26 protein-coding genes are annotated in these 25,566 nt (G+C 44.6%); 6 read left to right on the top strand and 20 right to left on the bottom strand.

Annotation, left to right across the window (positions count from 1 at the left end):
• Positions 1-27: 27 nt before the first annotated feature.
• The 14 genes from ispG to trmJ form a co-directional block, all read right to left on the bottom strand.
• On the bottom strand, positions 28-1,149 hold the full coding sequence (gene ispG / locus MSG34_RS21675; RefSeq protein WP_050619863.1) for a flavodoxin-dependent (E)-4-hydroxy-3-methylbut-2-enyl-diphosphate synthase: 1,122 nt from the start codon (positions 1,147-1,149) through the stop codon (positions 28-30).
• A 7-nt stretch (positions 1,150-1,156) separates the two neighbouring features.
• Entirely contained in the window at positions 1,157-2,113 is a 957-nt protein-coding gene (gene rodZ, locus MSG34_RS21670; protein WP_050052941.1) for a cytoskeleton protein RodZ, read from the bottom strand.
• 440 nt (positions 2,114-2,553) lie between these two features.
• Complete coding sequence (locus MSG34_RS21665) at positions 2,554-3,696, bottom strand: bifunctional tRNA (adenosine(37)-C2)-methyltransferase TrmG/ribosomal RNA large subunit methyltransferase RlmN (RefSeq protein ID WP_019822113.1); 1,143 nt, start codon at positions 3,694-3,696, stop codon at positions 2,554-2,556.
• A gap of 799 nt (positions 3,697-4,495) precedes the next feature.
• Complete coding sequence (gene ndk, locus MSG34_RS21660; RefSeq protein ID WP_016797173.1) at positions 4,496-4,930, bottom strand: nucleoside-diphosphate kinase; 435 nt, start codon at positions 4,928-4,930, stop codon at positions 4,496-4,498.
• Between the two features lie 106 nt (positions 4,931-5,036).
• Complete coding sequence (gene pepB, locus MSG34_RS21655; RefSeq protein ID WP_017062517.1) at positions 5,037-6,332, bottom strand: aminopeptidase PepB; 1,296 nt, start codon at positions 6,330-6,332, stop codon at positions 5,037-5,039.
• A 206-nt stretch (positions 6,333-6,538) separates the two neighbouring features.
• Positions 6,539-6,739, bottom strand: a complete 201-nt coding sequence (iscX, locus tag MSG34_RS21650) for a Fe-S cluster assembly protein IscX (RefSeq protein WP_004740335.1) — start codon at positions 6,737-6,739, stop codon at positions 6,539-6,541.
• A 134-nt stretch (positions 6,740-6,873) separates the two neighbouring features.
• On the bottom strand, positions 6,874-7,212 hold the full coding sequence (gene fdx / locus MSG34_RS21645) for an ISC system 2Fe-2S type ferredoxin (protein ID WP_010440525.1): 339 nt from the start codon (positions 7,210-7,212) through the stop codon (positions 6,874-6,876).
• 20 nt (positions 7,213-7,232) lie between these two features.
• Complete coding sequence (gene hscA / locus MSG34_RS21640) at positions 7,233-9,083, bottom strand: Fe-S protein assembly chaperone HscA (RefSeq protein ID WP_248339357.1); 1,851 nt, start codon at positions 9,081-9,083, stop codon at positions 7,233-7,235.
• 22 nt (positions 9,084-9,105) lie between these two features.
• Positions 9,106-9,621: a co-chaperone HscB gene (gene hscB / locus MSG34_RS21635; RefSeq protein WP_048608145.1), complete on the bottom strand. Its 516-nt coding sequence runs from the start codon at positions 9,619-9,621 to the stop codon at positions 9,106-9,108.
• Positions 9,622-9,705: 84 nt separating this feature from the next.
• A complete protein-coding gene (gene iscA / locus MSG34_RS21630) occupies positions 9,706-10,029 on the bottom strand; it encodes an iron-sulfur cluster assembly protein IscA (RefSeq protein ID WP_010440519.1) in 324 nt (107 codons plus the stop codon).
• Positions 10,030-10,126: 97 nt separating this feature from the next.
• Positions 10,127-10,504: a Fe-S cluster assembly scaffold IscU gene (gene iscU / locus MSG34_RS21625; RefSeq protein WP_004740340.1), complete on the bottom strand. Its 378-nt coding sequence runs from the start codon at positions 10,502-10,504 to the stop codon at positions 10,127-10,129.
• 33 nt (positions 10,505-10,537) lie between these two features.
• Positions 10,538-11,752, bottom strand: coding sequence for an IscS subfamily cysteine desulfurase (locus MSG34_RS21620; protein ID WP_048613459.1), 1,215 nt, complete (start codon positions 11,750-11,752; stop codon positions 10,538-10,540).
• Positions 11,753-11,779: 27 nt separating this feature from the next.
• Positions 11,780-12,301 carry a Fe-S cluster assembly transcriptional regulator IscR gene (gene iscR / locus MSG34_RS21615; RefSeq protein ID WP_010440512.1) on the bottom strand — a complete coding sequence of 174 codons (522 nt, stop codon included), beginning with the start codon at positions 12,299-12,301 and terminating at the stop codon, positions 11,780-11,782.
• Between the two features lie 116 nt (positions 12,302-12,417).
• On the bottom strand, positions 12,418-13,146 hold the full coding sequence (gene trmJ / locus MSG34_RS21610) for a tRNA (cytosine(32)/uridine(32)-2'-O)-methyltransferase TrmJ (protein ID WP_017062835.1): 729 nt from the start codon (positions 13,144-13,146) through the stop codon (positions 12,418-12,420).
• A 181-nt stretch (positions 13,147-13,327) separates the two neighbouring features.
• On the opposite strand from trmJ, the gene suhB reads away from it, so the two are divergent.
• The gene (suhB, locus tag MSG34_RS21605; protein ID WP_017062836.1) at positions 13,328-14,131 is read left to right on the top strand and encodes an inositol-1-monophosphatase; all 804 of its coding nucleotides are present in this window, start codon (positions 13,328-13,330) and stop codon (positions 14,129-14,131) included.
• A 318-nt stretch (positions 14,132-14,449) separates the two neighbouring features.
• Here suhB and secF read toward each other — a convergent pair whose 3' ends face one another.
• The 5 genes from secF to queA all read right to left on the bottom strand — a co-directional run bounded on the left by secF (position 14,450) and on the right by queA (position 20,108).
• Complete coding sequence (gene secF, locus MSG34_RS21600) at positions 14,450-15,397, bottom strand: protein translocase subunit SecF (protein WP_017062837.1); 948 nt, start codon at positions 15,395-15,397, stop codon at positions 14,450-14,452.
• 14 nt (positions 15,398-15,411) lie between these two features.
• On the bottom strand, positions 15,412-17,268 hold the full coding sequence (gene secD / locus MSG34_RS21595) for a protein translocase subunit SecD (RefSeq protein WP_082154832.1): 1,857 nt from the start codon (positions 17,266-17,268) through the stop codon (positions 15,412-15,414).
• Between the two features lie 20 nt (positions 17,269-17,288).
• Positions 17,289-17,618 (bottom strand): preprotein translocase subunit YajC, encoded by a 330-nt coding sequence (gene yajC / locus MSG34_RS21590; protein WP_248339356.1) that lies wholly within the window; start codon positions 17,616-17,618, stop codon positions 17,289-17,291.
• A gap of 110 nt (positions 17,619-17,728) precedes the next feature.
• Positions 17,729-18,865, bottom strand: a complete 1,137-nt coding sequence (tgt, locus tag MSG34_RS21585) for a tRNA guanosine(34) transglycosylase Tgt (protein ID WP_017056177.1) — start codon at positions 18,863-18,865, stop codon at positions 17,729-17,731.
• A gap of 190 nt (positions 18,866-19,055) precedes the next feature.
• Positions 19,056-20,108 carry a tRNA preQ1(34) S-adenosylmethionine ribosyltransferase-isomerase QueA gene (queA, locus tag MSG34_RS21580; protein ID WP_017062523.1) on the bottom strand — a complete coding sequence of 351 codons (1,053 nt, stop codon included), beginning with the start codon at positions 20,106-20,108 and terminating at the stop codon, positions 19,056-19,058.
• A 334-nt stretch (positions 20,109-20,442) separates the two neighbouring features.
• On the opposite strand from queA, the gene MSG34_RS21575 reads away from it, so the two are divergent.
• Positions 20,443-20,889 (top strand): CBS domain-containing protein, encoded by a 447-nt coding sequence (locus MSG34_RS21575; protein ID WP_048615199.1) that lies wholly within the window; start codon positions 20,443-20,445, stop codon positions 20,887-20,889.
• A gap of 69 nt (positions 20,890-20,958) precedes the next feature.
• On the opposite strand, the gene MSG34_RS21570 is transcribed toward MSG34_RS21575, so the two are convergent.
• A complete protein-coding gene (locus tag MSG34_RS21570) occupies positions 20,959-21,864 on the bottom strand; it encodes a hydrogen peroxide-inducible genes activator (protein WP_017062525.1) in 906 nt (301 codons plus the stop codon).
• A 210-nt stretch (positions 21,865-22,074) separates the two neighbouring features.
• On the opposite strand from MSG34_RS21570, the gene MSG34_RS21565 reads away from it, so the two are divergent.
• The 4 genes from MSG34_RS21565 to MSG34_RS21550 all read left to right on the top strand — a co-directional run bounded on the left by MSG34_RS21565 (position 22,075) and on the right by MSG34_RS21550 (position 25,449).
• Complete coding sequence (locus MSG34_RS21565) at positions 22,075-22,683, top strand: peroxiredoxin C (RefSeq protein WP_004740353.1); 609 nt, start codon at positions 22,075-22,077, stop codon at positions 22,681-22,683.
• 313 nt (positions 22,684-22,996) lie between these two features.
• A complete protein-coding gene (locus tag MSG34_RS21560; protein WP_248339355.1) occupies positions 22,997-23,740 on the top strand; it encodes a copper homeostasis protein CutC in 744 nt (247 codons plus the stop codon).
• Positions 23,741-23,839: 99 nt separating this feature from the next.
• Complete coding sequence (locus MSG34_RS21555; RefSeq protein WP_248339353.1) at positions 23,840-24,769, top strand: LysR family transcriptional regulator; 930 nt, start codon at positions 23,840-23,842, stop codon at positions 24,767-24,769.
• A 128-nt stretch (positions 24,770-24,897) separates the two neighbouring features.
• Entirely contained in the window at positions 24,898-25,449 is a 552-nt protein-coding gene (locus tag MSG34_RS21550) for a porin family protein (protein ID WP_050052383.1), read from the top strand.
• The last annotated feature ends 117 nt before the right edge of the window (positions 25,450-25,566 follow it).

Genomic DNA, 25,566 nt, shown 5'->3' with positions numbered 1-25,566 from the left:
TAGACAATCACACCCCATCGCGTTGTATTAATCTTCTAAGTTTTCTACATCAATGCGATTTGCTTTATCAAGCACTGACGCTTTTGCACGAATCTTAGCTTCAAGTTTATCGACAAGGTCATCGTTGTCGAAGCGCTCTTTCTGACGCTTACCGTCTTCGTAGAAGGCACTCTTACGAGCACTACCGGCTAAACCTAAGTGAGACACTTCAGCTTCACCAGGGCCGTTAACCACACAACCGATGATAGATACATCCATTGGAGTAATCACGTCTTCTAGGCGTTCTTCAAGGGCATTAACGGTGTTAATAACATCGAACTCTTGACGAGAACAGCTCGGGCACGCAATGAAGTTGATGCCACGCGAACGAATGCGCAAAGATTTAAGAATATCAAAGCCAACTTTGATCTCTTCAACAGGATCAGCCGCTAGCGAGATACGCAGCGTATCGCCGATACCTTCAGAAAGAAGCATACCTAAACCTACCGCTGACTTCACAGAGCCAGCACGCGCACCACCCGCTTCGGTAATGCCAAGGTGAAGAGGTTGATCAATCTGCTGAGCCAGCAAACGGTAAGAACCGACTGCTAGGAATACATCAGACGCCTTAACGCTGACTTTGAATTGATCAAAGTTCAGACGGTCTAGAATATCTACATGACGCATTGCTGATTCAACAAGCGCTTCAGCTGTAGGTTCTGTGTATTTCTCTTGGATCTCTTTCTCAAGAGAACCGCCGTTAACACCAATACGAATCGGAATATTCATATCACGTGCACAATCAACAACTGAGCGGATACGGCTTTCGTTACCGATGTTACCTGGGTTGATACGCAGACAGTCAACGCCGTATTCAGCCACTTTAAGTGCGATACGGTAGTCGAAATGAATATCAGCAACCAAAGGAACAGAGACCTGCTGCTTGATTAGCTTAAAGGCTTCAGCTGCATCCATAGTCGGTACAGATACGCGAACGATATCAGCGCCAACTTTTTCCAGAGCTCTAATTTGAGCAACGGTCGCGGCTACATCTGTTGTTCTTGTGTTGGTCATGGATTGCACAGCAATTGGTGCACCATCACCGATCGGCACATCACCCACATAAATACGGGTTGATTTGCGACGAATAATAGGAGATTCGTGTTGCATATTAACTCTAAGGTAAGGTTATTCTAGCTACTTTGCCTGAAGTATACCCAGAAAGGTCGACAGGTTCACTTGCAAATGTCATTGATACGCCTTCTGGCGCACCTAGAATCACTTTATATGGCGCAGTTCCTGAAAGATTTAACGACTGACCTGCTTTTTTGATGCCAGTTGACAAGGTTTTACCCGTTGCATCTTTTACTTGGATCCAGCAATCAGCAGTGAACTGCATCACTAGCTCGTTAGCCACAGCTTCAGGAGCAGTACTTGCTTCAACCGCTTCTGCATTAGCAGCAACTTCAGCAGTTGGTTCTGTCTCTGTTGCTTGTTGTGCAGGAGTTTCGTCAGCTGGAGTAACAGCATCTGAAGTATCTTCCGCATCGCTTATCGCAGCAAGGCCTTCAGTACCGTCAACAACAGAAGCACCCGCTTCGTTTTGTTCAGCTTCAATCACTTCTAAAGAGGTGAATTCAGGGGCAAGTGATTCTTCTACCGCTAGTTCTTCTGAGCTTTCAGTATTCGCTAAAGATTGAGATAGGGTGTCTTGTTGTTGGTTCTGCCACCACCAAAGTGAGGAGATACCCGCAATGACCGCAAAAATGCTCCAAGTCAGGATCATAATACGGCTGTTGTGCTTCTCGGTTTTGGTCTTACGAGAAAAACTCAGCATTTCTTGCTCTTGGTGCTGAGCATCACCGGCATGATGCAGCGCACTCAATACGACTTTTTCGTCAAGATTGACGTATTTCGCGTATGAACGAATGTAGCCACGCATAAACGTCGCCACTTGATCTGACTCGAATTGGTTTTCTTCAATTTGTTGGATCAGCGTAACGCGAAGTTTCAAGCGATCAGAAATCTGCTTTTGCGTTAAACCAAGAGATTCTCGTTTGTTCTTAAGCAGCGTTCCCGCTTCCAAAGCTGGAGCTACGTTTTCTTGCGCTTGTGTATCTTGTTCTGTGTTCATAGAGAGTGAACTTCTAAAGTATTATCGCAGGTTGAGGAGAGCGTTTTCTTATTGTCGTTTAAGCTCAATCTAACAACCCACGTTATGTGGAATTTTTCCTGCTATCTAAATCATCAACCCTTAAAGGCGAACATCATTCATTTGTTATGGATGACCTTCTCAGGAAGCTAGTTTATCAAGTAGCCAACCTAAATAGACATATTGATGATCAGTAGCAAGCGAGCACTTAAATTAATTTAAGATTAGTTAATCATAAGCTAATGCCATTACAAGGCAAAAACACTTTAAACAAAATTTACCGTCAGCTCATGGTTTTGTCCAAAATTTGACGAAAAATGTAAGAAAGCGTGGGCAAGAAGTCCAAAAAATCAAAAACTGTACCCCAGAAAAGCAACAAGCCAGAAGTAAGACTTCTGGCTTGTTTAGGTTCTAATCGGGTTTTATACCGCTTTTACTTCAATCACACCACCGGCAATCAAGTTCGCTTCAGAGGCTGCTTTGATCATTTTGGTACGTTTGGTTCTATCAATCACATCACCGACTAATTGGCCACACGCGGCATCAATATCATCACCACGAGTTTTACGAACCGTTACTGTGTAGTTGTATTCCATCAGCGTTTTTTGGAAGCGATCAATACGAGAGTTGCTTGGCTTCTTATAAGGCGACCCCGGGTAAGGGTTGAATGGAATCAAGTTGATCTTACAAGGCGTCTCTTTCATTAGCTCTGCAAGTTCACGTGCGTGGTCCATATCGTCATTCACATGATCCAATAACACGTACTCAACCGTTACTTTACCGCGGTTAGCATTTGAAGATGCAATGTAACGACGAACAGATGCTAGGAAGTCTTGGATATCCCAACGATCGTTGATCGGCATGATTTGGCTACGTAGTGCATCGTTTGGCGCATGTAGAGAAATAGCCAATGCGACATCGATGTTGTCTGTCATTTGGTCAAGGCCAGAAACAACACCAGAAGTTGATACGGTTACACGACGCTTAGACAGTGCGAAACCTAGATCATCAAGCATGATTTCTAATGATGGCATTAGGTTCTTCATGTTCAATAGAGGCTCGCCCATACCCATCATTACAACGTTAGTAATTGGACGACGACCGGTTTCTTTTTCTAAGCCGATTTCGCGAGATGCACGCCAGATTTGGCCAACAATTTCTGAAACTTTTAGGTTACGGTTGAAGCCTTGTTGAGCTGTAGAACAGAACTTACATTCAAGTGCACAACCAACCTGTGAAGATACACATAACGTCGCACGGTCACCATCTGGGATATATACCGTTTCAACGTCTTGGTCGCCAACGCTCATCGCCCATTTAATTGTGCCATCTGAAGAGTGTTGAGCTTCAGAAACAACAGGTGCAACAATCTCACAGCGACGTTGAAGTTTCTCACGTAACTTTTTGTTGATGTTGTTCATTTGTTCGAAGTCATCGACACCGAAGTGATAAATCCACTTCATCACTTGCTCTGCTCGAAACGCTTTCTCATTCAGTTCTTCTGTGAAAAATTTACGAAGACCTTTACGATCAAAATCGAGTAGATTGACTTTAGCTGTGGTCATGATGCCTCTCAATGACGGAACAATAATTAAGGGCGCGAATTGTACAGGCTTTACGCAACTTCAACAAGCATTGTAAAACCCTGTGTTTATTAAGACATTCAAACTTAAGCGATTAAAATTTGAACAATTGTGTTTATTAGTCTGAGATTACCCAATTTAAAGAAAAGATTCCCGATTACACTCCTCCGTCGCTTTCGGGAATGACGTAAATAATCTCCAACAGATTAGTAATACTTAGCTCGAAATTGTAGCCCCGCTATTCATCGCCGTCAGGTCATCAACTCCTCAAAGCCCGTCATTCCAGAACCGAGGGACGAGGTATCTGGAATCTCCAACAGCTAACAGAGATTGCCGACTACACTCCTTCGTCACTTTCGGGAATGACGTGAAGACTTACTCAATAACTTTCCATTCATCGCCATGCGATCGTGACACCCCAAATACATCGTCATTCCAGAACCGAGGGACGAGGTATCTGGAATCTCCAATAACAAAAAGCAGATTCCCGATTACGCTCCTTCGTCGCTTTCGGGAATGACGTGAATACCCACCAACAGCTCGCAATATTTGCCACGAGATTGTGGCTCCCAAACTCTCCGTCATTCCAGAACTGAGGAACGAAGTATCTGGAATCTCCAATAGCCAACAGAGATTCCCGATTACGCTCCTTCGTCGCTAACGGGAATGACGTGAATACTTCCTCAGTAACTTTCCATTCATCGCCATGCGGTCGTGACACCCATCAGAAACAAAAAAGGCCTCACCGAAGTGAAGCCTTTCGAATAATTTGCTGTGCCGATTATTGAGCTGGGCGTGGGCAAATTTCAGATTCTGGGAAGAAAAATTCGATTTCGCGAGCTGCAGACTCAGGGCTGTCGCTGCCGTGTACTGAGTTGTAACGCATGCTGATTGCGTAGTCAGCACGGATAGTGCCGCATGCCGCTTCTTCTGGGTTAGTTTTACCCATTAATTCACGGTAACGAGCGATAGCGTTTTCGCCTTCAAGCACTTGAACCATGATAGGACCAGAAGTCATAAACTCTTTAAGAGCTGGGAAGAACTCTTTGCCTTCGTGTTCAGCGTAGAAGCCACTCGCTTGCTCTTCAGTAAGACGAACCATCTTAGCAGCAATAATTTCTAGGCCTGCTTTTTCGATACGGTGATAGATTTCACCAACAAGGTTACGCTTAACTGCATCCGGCTTAACAATTGAGAACGTTCTTTCTAGAGCCATAGGGATTCCTTCACTTCATTTTTTTGTTATTAAATACTGAAATTGCTGAGATCTTTCGATCTGAGCTTTATGAATGAGCGGCACAAAATACCGCTCACCCTTATTATTATTTTGCTTGGTCGATAAGAAGACGAGCCAGTGTACGAACACCCATACCCGTTGCGCCTGCCGCCCACTTGTCACTTGCTGACTTACGGTAAGTACCTGCGCAATCCATATGAATCCAACCTTTTTTGTAATCATCTACAAAGTAAGAAAGGAATGCCGCTGCTGTACTTGCACCCGGTGTGTAATCACCCGTGCTGATGTTTGAAAGATCAGCAAAGTTTGAAGGCAACATGCCACGGTGAAAATCAGCAAGAGGCAATGGCCATAGGCCTTCTTTCTCTTGGTTTGCCGCCGTTAGCGCTTGGTGAGATAACTCATCATCGAAGCTTAATAGTGCGTGGTAGTCGTTACCTAGTGCGTTTTTAGCCGCGCCTGTTAGCGTTGCACAGTCGATGATCAGCTCAGGGCTTTGTGCACTTGCGTACATTAGGCCATCAGCCAGCACTAAGCGACCTTCCGCATCAGTGTTCATGATCTCAACGGTCTTACCGTTTTTGTAGGTAATGATATCGCCAAGCTTCAATGCGCGACCAGAGATCATGTTCTCTGCACAACATAGAATAAGCTTGATGCGCTTGTTCAGGCCGCGTTCAATCGCCAGACCTAAACCACCAGTAATCGTTGCTGCGCCACCCATGTCAGCTTTCATTGCAGTCATGAATTGGCCTGGTTTGATGCTATAACCGCCCGAATCGAACGTAATACCTTTACCCACTAAACAAGCAAACACGGGTGCGTTTTCGTCACCTGTTGGGTTGAAGTCCAGTTGAAGCATTGCTGATGTACGCTCAGAGCCGCGACCGACCGCGTAGATACCTTCCCAACCTTCGGTTAGTAGATCCTTGTCTTTAACGATCTTCGCTTTAACAGTGCCCGCTGGTGCCACTGATTTGATGTATTCTGCAGCCATTGTCGCGAGTTGACGAGGTGCCACTTCTTCAGCGGTTTTATTGATAATGTCACGCGTCCAGTCAGTTGCGCGAATACGAGCTTCAAGCTCTGTTTGATCGGCTTCTGAAAGTGCATCCCATTCCAATGCATTCTTTTTCTTTGGTCCACGGTAGCCTTGGTAGAAAGCCCAAACGCTTTCTAGATCCCAACCTTCACCACGAAGTGAAACGAATGCGATACCTTGTCCGTCAAGCGTACGACCCGCACGTTGAACTGCGCCTAGATCGTGGCCTTCACCAATGTGAATTGTCGCTCCCGCTTCTGAGAACGATAAAATAGCTCTTGCTCCCCACTGAGGCTGGGCAGCTTCTTGACTTAAAAATACTGACATCTGTGTAGACATGATTTCTCCTTGTCATGAACCACTTTGAGTGTGTGATTCTGATTATTTTTTATTAGCGCACTGATGTTAGCATTATGTAGGAGGAAAATGTCATTTTGATAAAAAAACGGACCATAAGGTCCGCTTTTTTTAGTAAGAATTGTTAACTTGGCTGCGTTTTATATTGGACTGATACCAACCCGCGACCAAATCATCAGACAAGAGGATTAATCCATCTCATCCATCCAGCACAAAATAATAGCCTCTAAGATTTTCTCATTCGAGTGGTTAGGCTCGTCGTCGAACTCTTCAAGGTCTAGCACCCATTGATGCAGATCGGTAAAACGTACCGTTTTAGGATCAGTATCAGGGTACAAATCACATAGCTCAATTGCGATATCTCGCGAATCAATCCACTTCAAGCTCATAACACTTCCTTATATTTATCAGCGACGCTCTGTCACCTTTATGATCTATATTCTAGGCCAGTTTTCTTAGTATGTTTGTCTAAGCAATAGCTCTCTCAGTCATCACTGTCTTAGCCATGACTGAGAACAGGTTCTTAGTGGTCTTCAGAAGCCAGGTTCAACGTGTACTTTGGAATCTCTACAACAAGATCCGTATCAGCCACTTTGGCTTGGCAACCAAGGCGAGATTCCATCTCTAAGCCCCATGCTTTATCTAGCATGTCGTCTTCGAGATCATCACTCTCTTCTAAAGAATCAAAACCTTCACGAATCACAACGTGACATGTTGTACATGCACACGATTTTTCACATGCGTGTTCAATACCAATACCGGCCTTCAGTGCAACATCAAGAACCGTCTCACCAGTTTTTGCTTCTAAAACAGCGCCTTCTGGACATAGATCTTCGTGAGGTAAAACAATAATCTTTGGCATGTTTATCTATTCTCTAACTATTAAATATTATCGACTGACTGACCTGACAGTGCAGCACGAATTGATTTATCCATACGACGAGAAGCAAAGTCTTGGCTCGCTTTGTCGGTATTCTTAATTTCTAGTTCAATGGCGTCTGCATTGTCGCCATTGCGCACTTCAATCAGTGCTTCAATCGCTTGAACAAGTTGTTGTTTGCCTTGCTCATCAAGTAGCTCATCGCCATCGGCTTGCATTGCAGCGATAAGGCCTTCGATCACGCGATCCGCTTCTACGCGTTGCTCAGCAAGAGCACGCGCTTGCATGTCTTCTTTTGCAAACGTCATCGAATCTTTCAGCATGCTAGCCACTTCGTTGTCGCTCAGACCGTAAGAAGGCTTAACTTGGATTTCAGCTTGAACGCCAGTGCTCTTCTCCATTGCAGTAACCGATAGCAAGCCATCAGCATCCACTTGGTAAGTAACACGAATATGAGCAGCACCTGCAGTCATCGGCGGAATGCCTTTCAAAGCAAATCGAGCCAGTGAACGACAGTCATCGACCATCTCACGTTCACCTTGCACGGTGTGTACTGTCATTGCAGTTTGACCGTCTTTGAATGTGGTAAATTCTTGTGCGCGAGCAACTGGGATCGTGGTGTTACGAGGGATGATCTTTTCGACCAAGCCGCCCATGGTTTCGATACCAAGAGACAGAGGGATAACGTCCAGTAGTAGCATTTCAGAGTCAGGCTTATTACCGACTAAGATATCCGCTTGAATCGATGCACCAATCGCAACCACTTCATCAGGATTAATGCTGGTTAGTGGCAGACGACCAAAGAAGTCACCGACCATTTCACGTACAAGTAATGTGCGAGTTGAACCGCCGACCATCACAACTTCTAGTACTTCATCCGCGTCTACTTCCGCATCTTTTAGTGCGCGACGGCATGAAAGCAGTGTTTTCTTAACGAGCGGTTTGATGATCTCTTCAAACTCTTCACGAGTTAATGAACCAGACCAATCGAGTACGTCAACATCAACGCTTTCCGCTTCAGATAAGCCAATCTTCGCTTCTGTTGCGGCATCTAGAAGAATACGATTCTGTTCTGCTGTTAGCTCTGATAAGCCCATTTGTTCTTGGAAATGATCCGCAACTAAATGGTCAAAGTCGTCGCCGCCTAATGCAGAGTCACCACCTGTTGCTAAAACTTCGAAGACACCTTTCGATAGGCGTAGGATAGAGATATCAAACGTACCACCACCTAAGTCATAAACAGCAATTACCCCTTCTTTACCTGAATCCAGGCCGTAAGCAATCGCAGCTGCAGTCGGTTCATTAAGAAGACGTAACACGTGAAGACCAGCAAGTTGCGCCGCGTCTTTCGTACCAGCACGCTGTGCATCATCAAAGTAAGCAGGAACGGTAATAACAGCACCAGATAGCTCACCACCGAGTGTTGACTCAGCACGTTGACCTAGCGCTCGCAGGATGTCTGCAGATACTTGAATTGGGTTCTTGTTACCTTGCTCTGTACGAATCACAGGCAAACCATTATCACTTTCTTCAAATTGATATGGCAGAGATGGGTATCGCTGTTGAATATCTGACAGTGAACGACCGATTAGTCGCTTAACTGAGATAATGGTATTTTTAGGATCAGTCTGTGCATTTGCACGAGCTTCATCACCAGTCGTGTGCGACTCTGACGTATAGTGAACAACGGAAGGAAGAATACTGCGACCTTGTTGATCAACCAGTGTGCTCGCCTCACCACTGCGCACTGCCGCAACCAATGAGTTTGTTGTACCTAAATCAATACCCACAGCAAGCTTGTGCTGGTGAGGAGCGGCGCTTTGCCCTGGTTCTGCAATCTGAAGTAGTGCCATGGATGTGTCCTTGTTATACGAACTAGCCGATCAGACGATCTTCAACTAACTCGATTTCATTCTTTAATTTTGCAATAAACTTAAGCTTTCTTACTCGGTCTGCAGCTTCTAACCAAGCCTCACTGTCTAGTTCTTGTTGGATAGCGCTTAATTGTTGTTTATACATTTTGCTAACCTTTCCTTCAAATGCAAACAAAGCATCTTCAGGATCAGAACTGTCGGCGATGTCTTCAAGCTCTTCACGCAATTCCATTTGTTCCATCAGGAACATAGGATCTTGCAGGGTCTGCTGCTCACCTCGAATATCCTCACCATGTTGTACTAACAGGTATTCAGCTCGGCTGATTGGATTCTTCAATACCTGATACGCATCATTGATTTGCGCAGCTTTTTGCACGGCTAATAGGCGATCACGCTCAGAAGCTGTGGCAAATTTATCAGGGTGGAATTGGCGTTGCAGATCTCTAAACTGAGAAGAAAGAAGGCTACCATCCAGTTGAAACTGAAGTGGTAGCCCAAATAATTCGAAATGATTCATGTAACGGTGGTCCTAAGTTTAGGCTCTTCAATCAGAGCCTAATTTTATTCTTCGCTCACTATAAACGCTCAACGATTGAAGCGTTTATACGTTGAAGCTCTCACCACAACCACATTCGCCTTTCGCGTTAGGGTTGTTGAATTCAAAACCTTCGTTTAGGCCTTCTTTTACGTAATCAAGCTCAGTACCGTCTAGGTAAACTAGGCTCTTTGGATCAATGATGACCTTAACACCTGAATGCTCAAACACTTCGTCTTCTTCGTTAAGCTCGTCAACGAATTCTAGTACATACGCCATACCCGAACAGCCAGTAGTTTTTACCGCTAAGCGCAACCCGATACCTTTACCTCGGTTATCTAGGAAAGCTTGAACTCGGCTTGCTGCCGTATCTGTCATGGTGATGGCCATACTACAACCTTGTGTTTTATATAAATTGATAACTCAGGGGGAGCACAAAGGATGCTCCCAAATATTGCTTATTTTTTGTGATTACTTAATGAAACGATTAACGCTTCTTTTTGTAATCCGCAACTGCTGCTTTGATTGCATCTTCAGCAAGAATTGAACAGTGAACTTTCACTGGTGGCAACTCTAACTCTTCTGCGATTTCAGAGTTTTTAATAGCAGCCGCTTCATCAATACTTTTACCTTTAACCCACTCAGTTACTAGTGAGCTAGAAGCGATTGCGCTACCGCAGCCGTAAGTTTTGAATTTTGCATCTTCGATAATGCCTTCTGGCGTTACCTTGATTTGCAGTTTCATTACGTCACCACAAGCTGGTGCGCCAACCATACCGCTACCTACACTTGGGTCTTCTTTATCAAACGAACCTACGTTACGTGGGTTTTCGTAGTGATCAATTACTTTTTCGCTATATGCCATGATAGTTACCTCGAATCCTCTATTTCCGTGAGATTAGTGATGAGCCCACTCAACAGTGTTCAAATCAATCCCTTCTTTATACATATCCCATAGAGGAGACATGTCGCGTAATTTGTTTACCGCTACACGAATTTGTGCAATCGCATAGTCGATTTCTTCTTCCGTTGTGAAACGGCCGAATGAGAAACGTACTGAGCTGTGTGCCAGTTCATCGTTCAGACCAAGAGCACGTAGAACGTATGAAGGCTCTAGGCTTGCTGATGTACATGCAGAACCTGATGATACCGCTAGGTCTTTTAGAGACATAAGCAGAGACTCACCTTCAACGAAAGCGAAGCTCACGTTTAGGTTGTGTGGTACACGTTGGTCTAGGTCGCCGTTTACCGTTACCGCTTCTAGATCTTGAACACCTTTCAATAGGCGCTCACGAAGTGCTAGTGCGTGATCGTAATCTTTCTGCATGTCTTGTTTAGCGATTGCAAAAGCTTCGCCCATACCCACGATTTGGTGAGTAGCAAGAGTACCAGAACGGAAACCACGTTCATGACCGCCACCGTGCATTTGCGCTTCTAGGCGAATACGTGGCTTACGACGAACGTACAAAGCGCCGATGCCTTTAGGGCCGTATGCTTTGTGTGCAGACATAGAGATAAGGTCTACTTTCATCTCTTTTACGTCTAGTGGGATTTTACCCGCAGACTGCGCCGCATCAACGTGGAAGATGATCTTGCGTGCACGACATAATTCGCCGATTGCAGAGATATCTTGGATTACACCAATCTCGTTGTTTACGTGCATGATAGAAACTAGAACAGTATCTTCACGCATTGCAGCTTGTAGCTTGTCTAGATCGATGATGCCGTTAGCTTCTGGCTCAAGGTATGTCACCTCAAAACCTTCACGCTCTAGTTGGCGACATGGATCAAGAACCGCTTTGTGTTCTGTTTTGCACGTGATTACGTGCTTACCTTTCTTCTCGTAAAAGTGCGCAGCACCTTTGATAGCAAGGTTATCTGACTCTGTAGCACCTGACGTGAAAACAATCTCACGTGGGTCTGCATTTAGTAGATCGGCAATTTGCTCACGAGCATTATCTACTGATTCTTCTGCCTGCCAGCCGTAACGGTGTGAACGAGATGCAGGGTTACCGAAGTTACCGTCCATCGTCATGCACTGAACCATTTTTTCAGCAACACGTGGATCGACTGGGCATGTAGCTGAATAGTCAAAGTAAATAGGCAGTTTCATTTTCTACTCCAATGTAAAAACTGACCGCTAAGAGCGGGCATTAACACCGTGAGGTGCTGCACTAATCGTTGTAGTGCTCGTATTTTTATGTGCAAAACCATTATTAACCGCAAGATCGATATCTTGACGATCAGAAATCTCTAAAACTTCGTTATCTTTCATTAGCTCACCGAGCGTAATGTCGTTTAAGAAGCTGCTGATTCGGGAGCTTAAATCACGCCATAAAGTGTGAGTTAAACAACGACTACCACCTTGGCAATCTGCTCGACCGTGACACTTAGTTGCATCCACTGATTCGTCTACTGCAGCAATGACAGTTCCGACAGCGATGTCGCTCGCTTCAGCACCTAAACGGTAACCACCGCCAGGACCACGAACACTAGCAACTAAGCCAGCTTTACGTAACTTAGAAAATAGCTGTTCTAAGTAAGATAACGAGATGCCTTGTCGCTCTGAAATATCAGCCAGAGGAACTGGGCTTTTTTGCGAATGCAGTGCTACATCTAGCATAGCTGTTACCGCATATCTTCCTTTAGATGTAAGTTTCATATCACACCGTATCCACATTGTTTATGTGGTTGGAATCTTCCCATACCCGACTAAATTGGTCAAGTATTTAGTTGACTATTTTAGTCAGGTATTCACCCTTAGGGTTTGTACGGGCTTTATTTGTCGTTTTTGCTCTTCTCAATTGAAGTCAAAATGCCGCGTAGAGTATTGATCTCTTGCAGCTCTGGACGAGCTCGACTGAACAGACGACGTAGCTTATTCATCACCTGACCCGGCTTATCCTTAGAGATAAATTGGGTATCAATGATCACTTTTTCAAGGTGCTCGTAGAACATTTCTAGTTCTTCGTGACGAGGGTACTCATCTTGTTGCTGTGGCTGATATTGACTAGCGACCATATCAAGGTGGGCTACACGCACTTCGTAGCTCAGAGTCTGCACTGCCATTGCTAGATTTAGCGAGCTGTATTCAGGGTTAGCTGGGATACATACATGGAAGTGGCACTTCTGAAGCTCATCGTTAGTTAAGCCAGTACGCTCTCGGCCGAACACTAATGCGACAGGGTGCTTTTGACCTTCAATCGCAAACTTTTGTCCACACTCACGAGGCTCAAGCATTGGCCATTCCAGCGTACGTGAACGTGCACTCGAACCCACCACTAAACCACAGTCTTTTACAGCTTCGTCCAGTGTAGAAACGATGGTCGCGTTTTCTGCGATGTCACCTGCACCCGCAGCCAGTGCTAAGGTCTGCTCGTCAACTTCACATTGAGGGTCTACAAGAACCAATTGACTCAAACCCATCACTTTCATTGCGCGAGCTGCTGATCCGATATTTCCCGAATGAGACGTACCAACCAGAACGACTTTTACATTGTCTAACATGCTATATGACACCACTTTAAAAATAATCGCGAGATATTAACACATAGCAAAGTAAAATGGTCAGACCCTTCGCGTAATGTGAAACCAAGAGTTCAAAAAATAACCACTTCCCTTTTGGTAAAACTTTGGTATACTCGCCGCCGCTTTAAATTGTTCTTTAACATCTTGTGGGAAAAACCATATGCATCCAATGCTAAACATTGCGATACGCGCTGCGCGTAAAGCTGGCAACCATATTGCTAAATCTCTAGAAACAACTGATAAGATCGAATCGTCTCTAAAAGGTAACAACGATTACGTTACCAACATTGCTCAAGAAGCTGAGTACATGATCATTGAGACAATCAAAGCATCTTACCCAGAGCACAGCATTATTTCTGAAGAGAAAGGCCTGACTGAAGGTAAAGACTCTGATGTACAATGGATCGTTGACCCACTAGATGGCACCAACAACTTTGTAAAAGGTTTCCCTCACTTCTCTGTATCTATCGCTGTTCGCATGAACGGTCGTACAGAAGTTGCTTGTGTTTATGACCCAATGCTAAACGAGCTATTCACAGCTCAACGTGGCGCTGGCGCTCAACTTAACAACGCTCGTATGCGTGTTACTCAGCTAAAAGACCTTCAAGGTACTGTTCTAGCGACTGGTTTCCCATTCAAGCAAAAACAACACTCTGAATCTTTCATGAAGATCATCTCTGGTCTATTCATCGACTGTGCTGATTTCCGTCGTACTGGTTCTCCTGCTCTTGACCTATGTTACCTAGCAGCTGGCCGTGTTGATGGTTACCTAGAACTTGGCCTTAAGCCATGGGATCTAGCAGCTGGCGATCTAATCGCTCGTGAAGCTGGTGCTATCATGACCGACTTTGCTGGCGGTACTGATTACATGACTTCTGGTAATGTTGTTGCTTCAAGCGCACGTGGTGTTAAGTCTATTCTTAAGCACGTTCGTGAGAACGCTAACGAAGGTATGCTGAAGTAATTCAGACCTTACGTTAACGCTCCCTGCTTTAAGGGCGCATAGAAATTCCAAAGCCTCGCTATATAGCGAGGCTTTTTTGTATCTGCTATTTGAGATACGAGATACGAGATGCGAGATGCGAGATGCGAGATGCGAGATGCGAGATGCGAGATGCGAGATGCGAGATGCGAGATGCGAGAATGATGTAGGTCATTGAAATAAAAGCAACTCACTTGTTGCATTAAATGCCTTTAGGATTATTCCACAAAATACAGACGTAAAAAAACCGCTAGTTGCCTAGCGGTTTTTTTGGTTTAGCGAAACTTATTAAGCCAAGGCCTAAGGCATCTCGTCAAACTCTTCACCTTCTTTGTCCACTTGTGGTGGCATTAGGTGTTCACGCGTAATACCCAACTTCATCGCTAGTGCAGATGCAACGTAGATAGAAGAGTAAGTACCAACCGTAATACCCAGTAGAAGTGCAGTCGCGAAGCCGTGAATCATAGCGCCGCCCTGAACGAACAGTGCGATAACTACGAATAACGTGGTACCAGAAGTGATCAATGTACGGCTCAATGTTTGTGTGATTGAGCTGTTCAGTACTTCAGGTGCTTCACCCTTACGCATCTTACGGAAGTTCTCACGAATACGGTCGAATACAACGATGGTATCGTTGAGGGAGTAACCGACGACCGTTAGCAAGGCTGCTACGATAGTAAGGTCGACCTCAATTTGCATTAGAGAGAACACACCAAGTGTGATGATAACATCGTGCGCCAGTGCTAATACCGCACCCGCAGCCAAACGCCACTCGAATCGCACTGATACGTAGATCAAGATACAGATAAGAGAAACAAGGATAGCAAGGCCACCCGCTTCTGTTAATTCGTCACCCACGTTAGGACCAACGAACTCGATACGACGCATTTCAACTTGCTCACCAGTACCATTCTCAATAGCAGAAAGGATTTGGTTGCCAAGCGTTTCGCCCGCTACGCCATCACGTGGACGTAGACGAACCATCACATCACGAGCTGAACCGAAGTTCTGTACCGTTGCATCACCAAAGCCTTCGGCTTCTAGTGCACTACGAATATCAGGAAGGTGTGCCGGTTGTTCAAAACCAACTTCAATCAGAGTACCGCCAGTAAAATCTAGACCCCAGTTCAACGATTTCGTTGTTAGGGTGAAGATAGCAGTACCAATCATCAAGATAGAAAAAACAAAGGCAACCTTTGACCAACGCATAAAGTCGATCATTTTGTCTGCTTTTAGAATCTGAAACATATTAATTCCTAGCCTTAGATCGACAGTTTTTTAACGCGTTTGCCGCCATACATCAGGTTCACGATACAACGTGTTCCGACAATAGCTGTAAACATTGAAGTCAAGATACCGATAGACAGCGTTACCGCGAAGCCTTTGATAGCACCAGTACCCACAGCAAATAGAATGATTGCTGTTAGTAGTGTGGTGATGTTGGCATCGGCGATTGTGCTAAATGCGTTCGCGTAACCTTGGTGAATTGCTTGTTGTGGACTGCGTCCATCTCGAAGCTCTTCACGTATACGCTCAAAGATCAGAACGTTCGCATCAACCGCCATACCGACCGTTAATACGATACCGGCAATACCTGGTAGGGTCATGGTAGCCCCCGGAATCATCGACATCACACCGATAATCAACACCAAGTTAGCCATTAGCGCAACGTTCGCAATCAGACCAAAGCTACGGTAGTAAAGCAGCGTAAACAGCATTACAGCAGCCATACCCCAAACCATCGCCATGATACCCATATCGATGTTTTGCTGACCCATAGATGGACCAATGGTACGTTCTTCTACAATCGAGATAGGCGCAATCAACGCACCAGCACGCAGTAGAAGTGCCAAGTTATGAGCTTCAGCCGTTGAGTCAATACCAGTAATACGGAAGTTACGGCCTAGCGCAGATTGAATCGTCGCTTGGTTAATCACTTCTTCGTGCTTACTTAAGATAACTCGACCTTCAGGTGTTTTACGACCGCTGTCTTTGTACTCTGCAAATACCGTTGCCATTAGCTTACCGATATTCTGACGAGAGAATGCAGACATCTTGCTACCACCTTCGCTGTCTAGCGAGATGTTAACTTGAGGACGACCATATTCATCAACACTTGAGCTTGCATCAGTAATACTTGAACCGCCTAGAATAACGCGCTTCTTAAGTACCACAGGACGACCATCACGATCTTGCTTGATTTCGCTACCCGCAGGGGCACGACCAGAAGCGGCAGCGGCTAAGTCAGCACTGCTATCGACTTCACGGAACTCAAGCGTCGCGGTAGCACCAAGGATTTCTTTAGCGCGAGCCGTGTCTTGAACACCAGGCAACTCAACTACGATACGGCTAGAACCTTGACGTTGAACCAAAGGTTCAGCAACACCAAGTTCGTTTACACGGTTACGTAGAATGGTAATGTTTTGCTCAACCGCGTAGTTACGGATTTCTTGAAGGCGAGCCTCTGTAAAGCTTGCAACCAAAGAGAAACGGCCGTTAGATTCAGAATCTACAAACGTCATATCTTGGTGCTTCGATTGCAGTAGCGATTTCGCTTCAGCAAGCTGCTCTTCGTTACGTAGAATCACTTCAACCGCATCTTTACCAGATGGGCGAATCGCACGGTAACGGATTTTCTCTTCACGAAGTTCACTACGGAATGCTTCTTCTTGTTGGCCAACCAGCTTTTGCATCGCAGCGTCCATATCCACTTCCATTAAGAAGTGAACACCACCACGTAGGTCAAGACCAAGTTTCATTGGTGCAGCACCAATAGATTCAAGCCAATTAGGAGTTGAAGCCGCTAGGTTTAAAGCAACGATAACGTCATCGCCTAATGCTTCTGTGATGATATCACGGGCACTAATTTGCGTATCTGTGTCGTTAAAGCGAACAAGAATGGAACCGTCTTCGAGAGCAACGGATTTAGTAGAAAGGTTTTCTGCTTCAAGAGCATTGGTGACAGCATCCAGCGTAGACATATCTACAGAGGCGCCGCGCGCCCCTGTAACTTGAACTGCCGGATCTTCACCGTATATATTTGGAAGTGCGTACAACGCAGCGATAGCGATGGCAAACACCACCATCAAATACTTCCATAACGGGTAACGGTTTAGCACAGCGAGGATCCTCTAGCTGTTTATAGAGATTTCAGAGTACCTTTTGGTAGCACTGCTGTAACGAAGTCTTTCTTGATAACTACTTCGTTGTTTGCGTTCAGTTCGATAGCAACGTAGTCGCTGTCTTCAGCAATCTTAGTGATCTTGCCAATTAGGCCGCCGCTTGTAAGAACTTCATCGCCTTTGCCCATAGAAGACATAAGGGTCTTGTGCTCTTTAACACGCTTAGCTTGTGGACGGTAGATCATGAAGTAGAAGATCACAGCGAACATACCTAGCATGATAAGCATTTCGAAACCGCCGCCTGCTGGTGCACCTTCTGCTGCTGCGTGAGCTTGAGAAATAAACATTTAAAACATCCTCTATTATATTTTCGTAATTATTTGTCTAATTGGGTCGCATCCCTTTATTTTCAAGCCCCATCACTCGGAAGAGAGATAGGGCTCGCAAAAAAGAAATACTAAGATTCTTTACCTAGTGGTGGCACTTCACGCCCCATTCTTGCGTAGAACTCTGCAACGAACTCTTCAAAGCGGTCTTCATCGATAGACTGACGAATGTCTGACATTACTCGTTGGTAGAAACGCAGGTTATGAATCGTGTTCAGTCGAGCACCTAGGATTTCGTTACAACGATCCAAATGGTGTAAGTACGACTTGCTGTAGTTCTTACAAGTGTAACAGTCACACTCTGAATCTAGTGGTGTTGTATCGGTTTTATGCTTCGCATTACGGATCTTGATCACACCTTCAGTCACAAACAGGTGGCCGTTACGTGCATTTCGCGTTGGCATTACACAGTCAAACATGTCGATACCGCGACGAACACCTTCAACCAAGTCTTCAGGTTTGCCTACGCCCATTAGGTAACGTGGCTTATCTTCCGGCAGTTGAGGACATGTGTGCTCAAGAATACGGTGCATATCTTCTTTTGGTTCGCCTACTGCTAGGCCGCCTACTGCGTAACCGTCAAAACCAATTTCAGTTAGGCCTTTAACGGATACATCACGAAGGTCTTCGTACACGCCACCTTGAACGATACCGAACAGTGAGTTCGGGTTTTCAAGTTTGTCGAAGTGGTTACGTGAACGCTCAGCCCAACGAAGAGACATCTCCATTGAGTCTTTTGCTTCTTTGTGTGTCGCAGGGTAAGGCGTACACTCATCGAAGATCATTACGATGTCTGAACCTAAATCTTTTTGGATTTCCATAGACTTCTCAGCGTCCATGAAGATCTTGTCACCGTTTACAGGGTTACGGAAATGAACACCTTCTTCGGTGATTTTACGCATTGCACCTAGGCTGAATACTTGGAAGCCGCCTGAATCTGTCAGGATAGGACCGTGCCAGTTCATGAAATCGTGCAGGTCACCGTGCATTTTCATGATTTCTTGACCAGGACGTAGCCATAGGTGGAATGTGTTACCTAATAGGATTTCAGCACCTGTGTCTTTTACTTCTTCAGGTGTCATACCTTTAACAGTACCGTAAGTACCTACAGGCATGAATGCTGGGGTTTCAACGGTACCGCGTTCAAACTGAAGTTGACCACGACGTGCGCCGCTATTAGTTTTTTTAAGTTCGTATTTTAATTTCACGAAGCCTCCAATATGCCAGAGAAACAATCTGACTGTTAATTCAGAACCTTAGGCCAAACAAAAGTTCAGTCTAGTGGGTTCTATGAGGAGCGGTCGCGTATTCCTTGCGAGAGATTAGACAGACACCCTGCCCGACTCCTAGCTTACTGCTAGCACCCGTAAATTTTTGTATCGCTTAAACCAGCTTAAATTAGCTGGTTTTCTTATTGATGAACATAGCATCGCCGTAACTGAAGAAACGGTATTCGCTCTTCACTGCGTGATCGTATGCGCCCATCACATTGTCGTAGCCAGCAAATGCACTCACCAACATAATCAGTGTTGATTCTGGCAAGTGGAAGTTGGTAATCAAGCAATCCACCAACTGGTATTCATAGCCAGGGAAGATGAAGATTTCTGTATCACCAAAGAAAGGAACGAGTTCGGTGCCTTTCTTCAATGCATCTTGTGCTGCACTTTCTAGTGAACGTACTGATGTTGTACCAACAGCAATAATACGACCGCCACGCGCTTTTGCTGCAGCTACGGCGTCAACCACTTCTTGCGGTACTTCAACGTACTCAGCGTGCATGTGGTGATCATTGATGTTATCTACTTTTACTGGCTGGAACGTACCAGCACCAACGTGAAGCGTCACGTAAGCAAACTCAACACCTTTTTCTTTCATGTCGGCCATTAGCTTGTCATCAAAGTGAAGGCCTGCTGTTGGCGCTGCAACCGCACCCGGCTTTTCATTATAGACAGTCTGGTAGCGCTCTTTATCAGCATCTTCATCAGGACGATCGATGTAAGGAGGCAGTGGCATGTGACCAACACTGTTAAGAATCTCTAAAACGCTTTGATCGGATGTGAAATGGATTTCAAATAACGCATCGTGACGCGCCACCATTTCTGCTTCATATTCATCGTTCTCACCAAGGAACAACTTGGTACCCGGCTTCGGTGATTTAGAACAACGAACATGCGCAAGAATGCTTTTCTCATCAAGCATACGTTCAACCAGCACTTCAAGCTTACCGCCTGAAGCCTTGCGACCAAATACACGAGCTGGAATCACTCGAGTGTTATTGAAAACAACAAGATCGCCTGGCTCAACCAAGTCTAAAACGTCTTTAAACGAACCATCAGCTAGGTTACCGCTGTTGCCATCTAATTTAAGCAGGCGGCTTGCTGTACGCTCCTCTTGAGGGTAGCGAGCAATGAGTTCATCTGGTAGGTCAAAGTGAAAATCTGAAACTTGCATGTGTCTAGTCTTGTCTTAGTTGATGAGATTTGTGCCGTTGACGAATCATAAATCGTAGTTGCTGGATAATCGTTACGGTAAGTCAATCGTTACCAGAAACACATCGCAAACACGACTAAAAATTTCGCAGTGGGCTAGTATAGGCACACGAGCCGCAATAGCAAGGTTTACAGCACTGGATTATTGTAAAGAGGCGTAAAATAATGCTATTGATTCACCTCCTCAAACGAAAGAATTAGTTGCATAAAACTCACCCAAGAATGCGTCAGATCTCAGTTATTTTTTGGATAAAAAACTATAGTAATAGCAACAAATAAAAAAGAAGGAGGTTCGTATGATCAAGGTTGAAGATATGATGACTCGCAACCCTCATACGCTATTGCGCTCACACTCACTGGCCGATGCTAAGCACATGATGGAAGCGCTTGATATCCGCCATATTCCGGTCGTTGATTCCGATAGGCATCTACTAGGTGTCGTCACACAACGAGACGTTCTAGCCGCTCAAGAATCCAGCCTACAAAACATCCCACAAGCTCAATCTTTTACTCTTGCTACTCCCCTCAACGACATCATGCACAAAAGTGTTATGTCGGTAGAGCCGCGAGCAGGGTTAAAAGAGTCGGCTATCTATATGCAAAAACATAAAGTGGGCTGTTTACCTGTCGTAGAAAACCACGAACTAGTAGGCATTATTACAGACAGCGATTTTGTCACGATAGCGATCAATTTGCTGGAGCTGCAAGAAGAAGTCGAGCCAGAAGAAGCGGAAGTAGAATAACGTTCGGAAATGATATAAAGATGAGCGGCCAATTCAGCCGCTCAGAGGAATTGTTGTCGCAGCGGATTATTATAAAAGCTCAGAAACCACATCCGCTAATTGATGGAATGTCTCACGACGCGAAGAGCTTGGTCGCCAAACAAGGCCAATATCTCGGTAGGCCTGCTGACCAGGAGGATCGATCACAACGAGATTCTGGTTTTCCAATAAACCGTGGTCGATCGCCATTTGCGGAATAAAGGTGGTTCCTAAACCATTGGCCACCATTTGCACCAATGTGTGAAGACTCGTCGCTGTGAACGGGTTGATCTTCTCTTTATCCGTTAACTTACAAGCCGACACTGCATGCTCTGTTAAGCAGTGCTCGTTCTCCAACAAGAATACAGATTCGTCTGGCAGGTCATCGTATTTAATCGGAACGCGAATACCATCAGCTTGATTACGACTGATCACCATTCTAAACGGATCTTGCCCAACAACTTGGCTTTCCATATTGTCAATATCGACAGGCAAAGCCAGAATCAGTACATCTAGGTCTCCATGACGCAGCGCAGCCAATAGGTTGGTCGTTGTATCTTCACGTAACAATAAATTAAGCTGAGGAAAGCGTTGGTTGGCCTCTTGTACCAAATCACATAAAAGGAAAGGCGCGATAGTAGGAATACACCCTACTCGTAACTGCCCTTGCATCGCATCCCCGTTACATAGATTTCCAAGTTCAACCAGATCTTGCCCTTTCGCTAGTAGCTCTCGACCGTGCTTGACCACCAACTCACCTGCTTGCGTGAAAACCAGCGGGCTCTTTTTATCTTTCTTCTCATAAAGCGGGCAACCAATGAGTTCTTCTAGGTTTTGAATGCCTTTACTTAACGTAGATTGACTGACGAAACAGCGATCAGCGGCATCACTGAAATGACGAGTTTCGTGAAGAGTAACAAGATAGTGAAGTTGCTTAAGACTTGGCCATTTATTCATGAAATTACTTTGTAATATGAGTAGGATAAGTTACGTAAAGGTCATTCGACCTAAGGACAGGACAAAGAATAAGCTTATCGCTTTTTTCGATTAACTTAATCTATTTAATTCGCTTTTTTCTATAGTACCGATTGTACTATAGTTTGTCCCGTAGAAACGGAGCCCAAACAAAGATGTGTTGGGCCAACTAATTTTTTAGGAGATTCCAAAATGGTACTAGTAGGTCGTCAAGCCCCTGACTTTACTGCAGCAGCTGTTCTAGGTAACGGTGAGATCGTTGATAACTTCAACTTCGCAGAATTCACTAAAGGTAAGAAAGCTGTAGTTTTCTTCTACCCACTAGACTTCACTTTCGTTTGTCCTTCAGAGCTAATCGCTTTCGACAACCGTCTTGAAGATTTCCAAGCTAAAGGCGTTGAAGTAATCGGTGTTTCTATCGATTCTCAATTCTCTCACAACGCATGGCGTAACACTGCTATCGCTGATGGCGGTATCGGTCAAGTTAAATACCCTCTAGTTGCTGACGTTAAGCACGAGATCTGCAAAGCATACGATGTTGAGCACCCAGAAGCAGGCGTTGCTTTCCGTGGTTCTTTCCTAATCGACGCTGACGGCCTTGTACGTCACCAAGTAGTTAACGATCTTCCACTAGGTCGTAACATCGACGAAATGCTACGCATGGTAGACGCACTAAACTTCCACGAGAAGAACGGTGAAGTTTGTCCTGCACAATGGGAAGAAGGTAAATCAGGTATGGACGCATCTCCAAAAGGTGTTGCAGCATTCCTATCTGAGCACGCTGACGACCTAAGCAAGTAATTACCTCTTAAGCCCGAACTCAACGCGGGTTAATGGTTGGAAGACTCTCTATAAAGAGACATAAAGCATAAGCTAATAGCGCAAAGCGCACCGCCAATCAGTTAAGAAGTAAAGTCCTATTAAAAGCCCGAAGTTAACGCTTCGGGCTTTTTGTTTTCCCCTCCTCGCCGCCACCCTAGACTGCCTCTTGTAATAGATAATTGAGGTAGCGATAAACCTAAACTTTACCTCTATTTTCCCTTATCCCCATCTATTCAGAATCACACCTAGATTGCTATTATTTCATCAGTATCTTTTTAAACGGATAAACACGATGAACACCGAAATTGAAGTCTGTATCGATAACTTAGAATCTCTTAATAACGCACTATTTGGTGGCGCGAATCGAATTGAGCTTTGCTCTTCATTAGCACTTGGCGGATTAACTCCCAGCTTCGGAATGATGAAGCAAGCGGCAAAAATTTCGTCGGTTCCGGTCTACGCTATGATTAGACCAAGACAGGGCGACTTCATTTTCGATAACGACGATATGCTCTGTATGCTTGAAGATATTGAAGCTTGTGCAAATGCAGGATTGGATGGGGTCGTACTTGGTGTGTTAGCACCAAACGGAAGTATTGATATGCCAAAAATGCAACAACTGGCTGACAAAGCGCACTCGTTAAAGCTTGGGATTACCTTCCACAGAGCCATCGATCAAAGCTCTGATTTCCAAGCAGCATTAGAACAAATCATTACACTTGGATGCGAAAGAGTCCTGACATCAGGGCTTGCTGCTAATGCTGAGCAAGGCATCGATGTATTGGCTGCAATGGTCAAACAAGCCGATGGACGAATTGATATCATGGCGGGGGCTGGCGTTAACGCTGCGAATGCCAAAATGATTCAAAGCGCTACCCAAGTACCTGCTCTTCACCTTTCAGGTAAATCAACAAGACCGAGCCTAATGGAAAACAACTCGAGTGCTCAAATGGGCAATGATGATATTGATGATTATCAGATCCCAGTGACAGATACGAGTAAGATATCTGATGTGAGAGCCGCCCTCACCGCTTAGGGCAATAGTCGCCAGCATAAATCCAGAGAACCTCGCTGACTAATCTAACTGACTGACGTATATTAGATTTAATAGCGCAGAAAATTTTCATGGATAGATATGGCTAAAGACTTATTCAGCTCTCTTGATTTAAACCTGTTACGAACATTCCTGATTGTTTATCAAGAAAAAAACACCAGAAAGGCTGCGGAGCGACTCTTTGTTTCACAGCCTGCTGTTAGTCAGGCCTTACAGAAGCTACGCCACCACTTCAACGATGACCTTTTTGTAAAGGTACATGGTGGCTTACAACCGACCGCTTTCTCAGAACAGCTCACCAACAAGATCAAACCATTCATGGAAGGTCTATCTGTTGCTATTAATACCTCAAACACTTTCGACCCGAAAGATATCGACTACACACTTAAAATAGCTCTATCACCTATCGTGCTATCTTGTTTATCTGGTTCTCTGTTTAAAATGATAAGAGAGCAAGCACCGAATGCGAATCTAGAATTAGTCTCTTGGACCAATGCTTCTGTTTCTGACATTCAGAAAGGAGAGGTGTTGATGGGGGTCAGTTACCTTGGTAGCAAAACGAATAAAGAAGTTTATACGAAGAAGTTAATTGAACTAACAGCGCGTATTTTTGTAAGAAAAGAGCACCCTTTAAAGCAAGAAATCGTTACACCTTATGATGTAGCGGGGTACGATATCGCTTCATTAGTCACACCAGGTTGGAACGACAACTATAGTTTGGCATCGAATATCCTAACTGAGCTTTCTATTGAGCATAATGTTGGTTTCCGTAGTGAGCTAATTATGGCGGTCATTGATGTCATTCAACATACAGATATGTACATGCCACATTCGAATCTTTTCCTCGTTGATAATTACCCAACCCTACGCGGAATCGATGTTGTGATAGATGGCGAGCCTCCCAAAACTCCTGTTTACTGCCACTTACATACTAAAAACAGAAACTCCCCTACTACCAATTGGTTATTTGAGTTAATACAAAAAGCACTATCAACTCAGATTAATAAGTAATACTTATTATAGAGATACCAATATCTACTTAGTCTAAAAATAAAACACTGTTTAATATTAGCCCTATCAAAACGGATACTGAACTACGAAGGATCGTGCAGTTAAGTTAACCCTAAATAGAGACTAATATGAAAATTGCACTTACTACCCTAATTTCAGCTTCACTACTTTCTGTTCCAGTTCTTGCAAACAACTTTGACAGCCAACACCGTGTGGGTATCGGTTACAACCAAACTCAAGTAGACGATTGGCTAACCGATGACACAGTTGATTGGGGTAACGGTATCAAACTTGAATATGGTTATGAATTTAACCGTATCGTAGGTATCAACGTTTCTTACGCAACGAATAGTGACGACGAAAACGTTGAAGGTATAAAAGCTGAGATCGACGGTTACAAGTTCCAAGTTGATGCTGACATCGGTTATAAATTTGAATTGGATGGCTTCTCTTTGAAACCTTACGGTGTCCTTGGTCTAGCGCGTCAAAGCGAAGATAATTCTATTGGTTATTCAGATACAACGTGGACTGAATCATACAACGATACCAGCTTCGTTGTTGGCCTAGGTGGTCGAGCTGAATTCGGACCACACCTATACACTGACATGCGCTTTGAATTCGCGAGCTACGATGACGTAGATTACGACACATTCTCATGGACTGTCGGTTACCGCTTCTAATAAATTGAAAAGCCAGCGTTCAAGCTGGCTTTTTACGATCAGTCAATTGCTGGGTTCTAACACCTCATCAAAGTTGACCCACTTTCGAACAATTCGAATCAAAATTCATTGCAGCCA

Source organism: Vibrio sp. 1CM2L, assembly GCF_023161695.1.
GTDB lineage: Bacteria > Pseudomonadota > Gammaproteobacteria > Enterobacterales > Vibrionaceae > Vibrio > Vibrio coralliirubri.
Note: the sequence above shows the minus strand (reverse complement) of the source record. Positions and strands in the feature narration are given on the sequence as shown.

Bases quoted from the DNA above. Each gene is read 5' to 3' on its own strand.
- ispG (WP_050619863.1), bottom strand. From the start codon at position 1,149: ATGCAACACGAATCTCCTATTATTCGTCGCAAATCAACCCGTATTTAT.
- rodZ (WP_050052941.1), bottom strand. From the start codon at position 2,113: ATGAACACAGAACAAGATACACAAGCGCAAGAAAACGTAGCTCCAGCT.
- MSG34_RS21665 (WP_019822113.1), bottom strand. From the start codon at position 3,696: ATGACCACAGCTAAAGTCAATCTACTCGATTTTGATCGTAAAGGTCTT.
- ndk (WP_016797173.1), bottom strand. From the start codon at position 4,930: ATGGCTCTAGAAAGAACGTTCTCAATTGTTAAGCCGGATGCAGTTAAG.
- pepB (WP_017062517.1), bottom strand. From the start codon at position 6,332: ATGTCTACACAGATGTCAGTATTTTTAAGTCAAGAAGCTGCCCAGCCT.
- iscX (WP_004740335.1), bottom strand. From the start codon at position 6,739: ATGAGCTTGAAGTGGATTGATTCGCGAGATATCGCAATTGAGCTATGT.
- fdx (WP_010440525.1), bottom strand. From the start codon at position 7,212: ATGCCAAAGATTATTGTTTTACCTCACGAAGATCTATGTCCAGAAGGC.
- hscA (WP_248339357.1), bottom strand. From the start codon at position 9,083: ATGGCACTACTTCAGATTGCAGAACCAGGGCAAAGCGCCGCTCCTCAC.
- hscB (WP_048608145.1), bottom strand. From the start codon at position 9,621: ATGAATCATTTCGAATTATTTGGGCTACCACTTCAGTTTCAACTGGAT.
- iscA (WP_010440519.1), bottom strand. From the start codon at position 10,029: ATGGCCATCACCATGACAGATACGGCAGCAAGCCGAGTTCAAGCTTTC.
- iscU (WP_004740340.1), bottom strand. From the start codon at position 10,504: ATGGCATATAGCGAAAAAGTAATTGATCACTACGAAAACCCACGTAAC.
- MSG34_RS21620 (WP_048613459.1), bottom strand. From the start codon at position 11,752: ATGAAACTGCCTATTTACTTTGACTATTCAGCTACATGCCCAGTCGAT.
- iscR (WP_010440512.1), bottom strand. From the start codon at position 12,301: ATGAAACTTACATCTAAAGGAAGATATGCGGTAACAGCTATGCTAGAT.
- trmJ (WP_017062835.1), bottom strand. From the start codon at position 13,146: ATGTTAGACAATGTAAAAGTCGTTCTGGTTGGTACGTCTCATTCGGGA.
- suhB (WP_017062836.1), top strand. From the start codon at position 13,328: ATGCATCCAATGCTAAACATTGCGATACGCGCTGCGCGTAAAGCTGGC.
- secF (WP_017062837.1), bottom strand. From the start codon at position 15,397: ATGTTTCAGATTCTAAAAGCAGACAAAATGATCGACTTTATGCGTTGG.
- yajC (WP_248339356.1), bottom strand. From the start codon at position 17,618: ATGTTTATTTCTCAAGCTCACGCAGCAGCAGAAGGTGCACCAGCAGGC.
- queA (WP_017062523.1), bottom strand. From the start codon at position 20,108: ATGCAAGTTTCAGATTTTCACTTTGACCTACCAGATGAACTCATTGCT.
- MSG34_RS21575 (WP_048615199.1), top strand. From the start codon at position 20,443: ATGATCAAGGTTGAAGATATGATGACTCGCAACCCTCATACGCTATTG.
- MSG34_RS21570 (WP_017062525.1), bottom strand. From the start codon at position 21,864: ATGAATAAATGGCCAAGTCTTAAGCAACTTCACTATCTTGTTACTCTT.
- MSG34_RS21565 (WP_004740353.1), top strand. From the start codon at position 22,075: ATGGTACTAGTAGGTCGTCAAGCCCCTGACTTTACTGCAGCAGCTGTT.
- MSG34_RS21560 (WP_248339355.1), top strand. From the start codon at position 22,997: ATGAACACCGAAATTGAAGTCTGTATCGATAACTTAGAATCTCTTAAT.
- MSG34_RS21555 (WP_248339353.1), top strand. From the start codon at position 23,840: ATGGCTAAAGACTTATTCAGCTCTCTTGATTTAAACCTGTTACGAACA.
- MSG34_RS21550 (WP_050052383.1), top strand. From the start codon at position 24,898: ATGAAAATTGCACTTACTACCCTAATTTCAGCTTCACTACTTTCTGTT.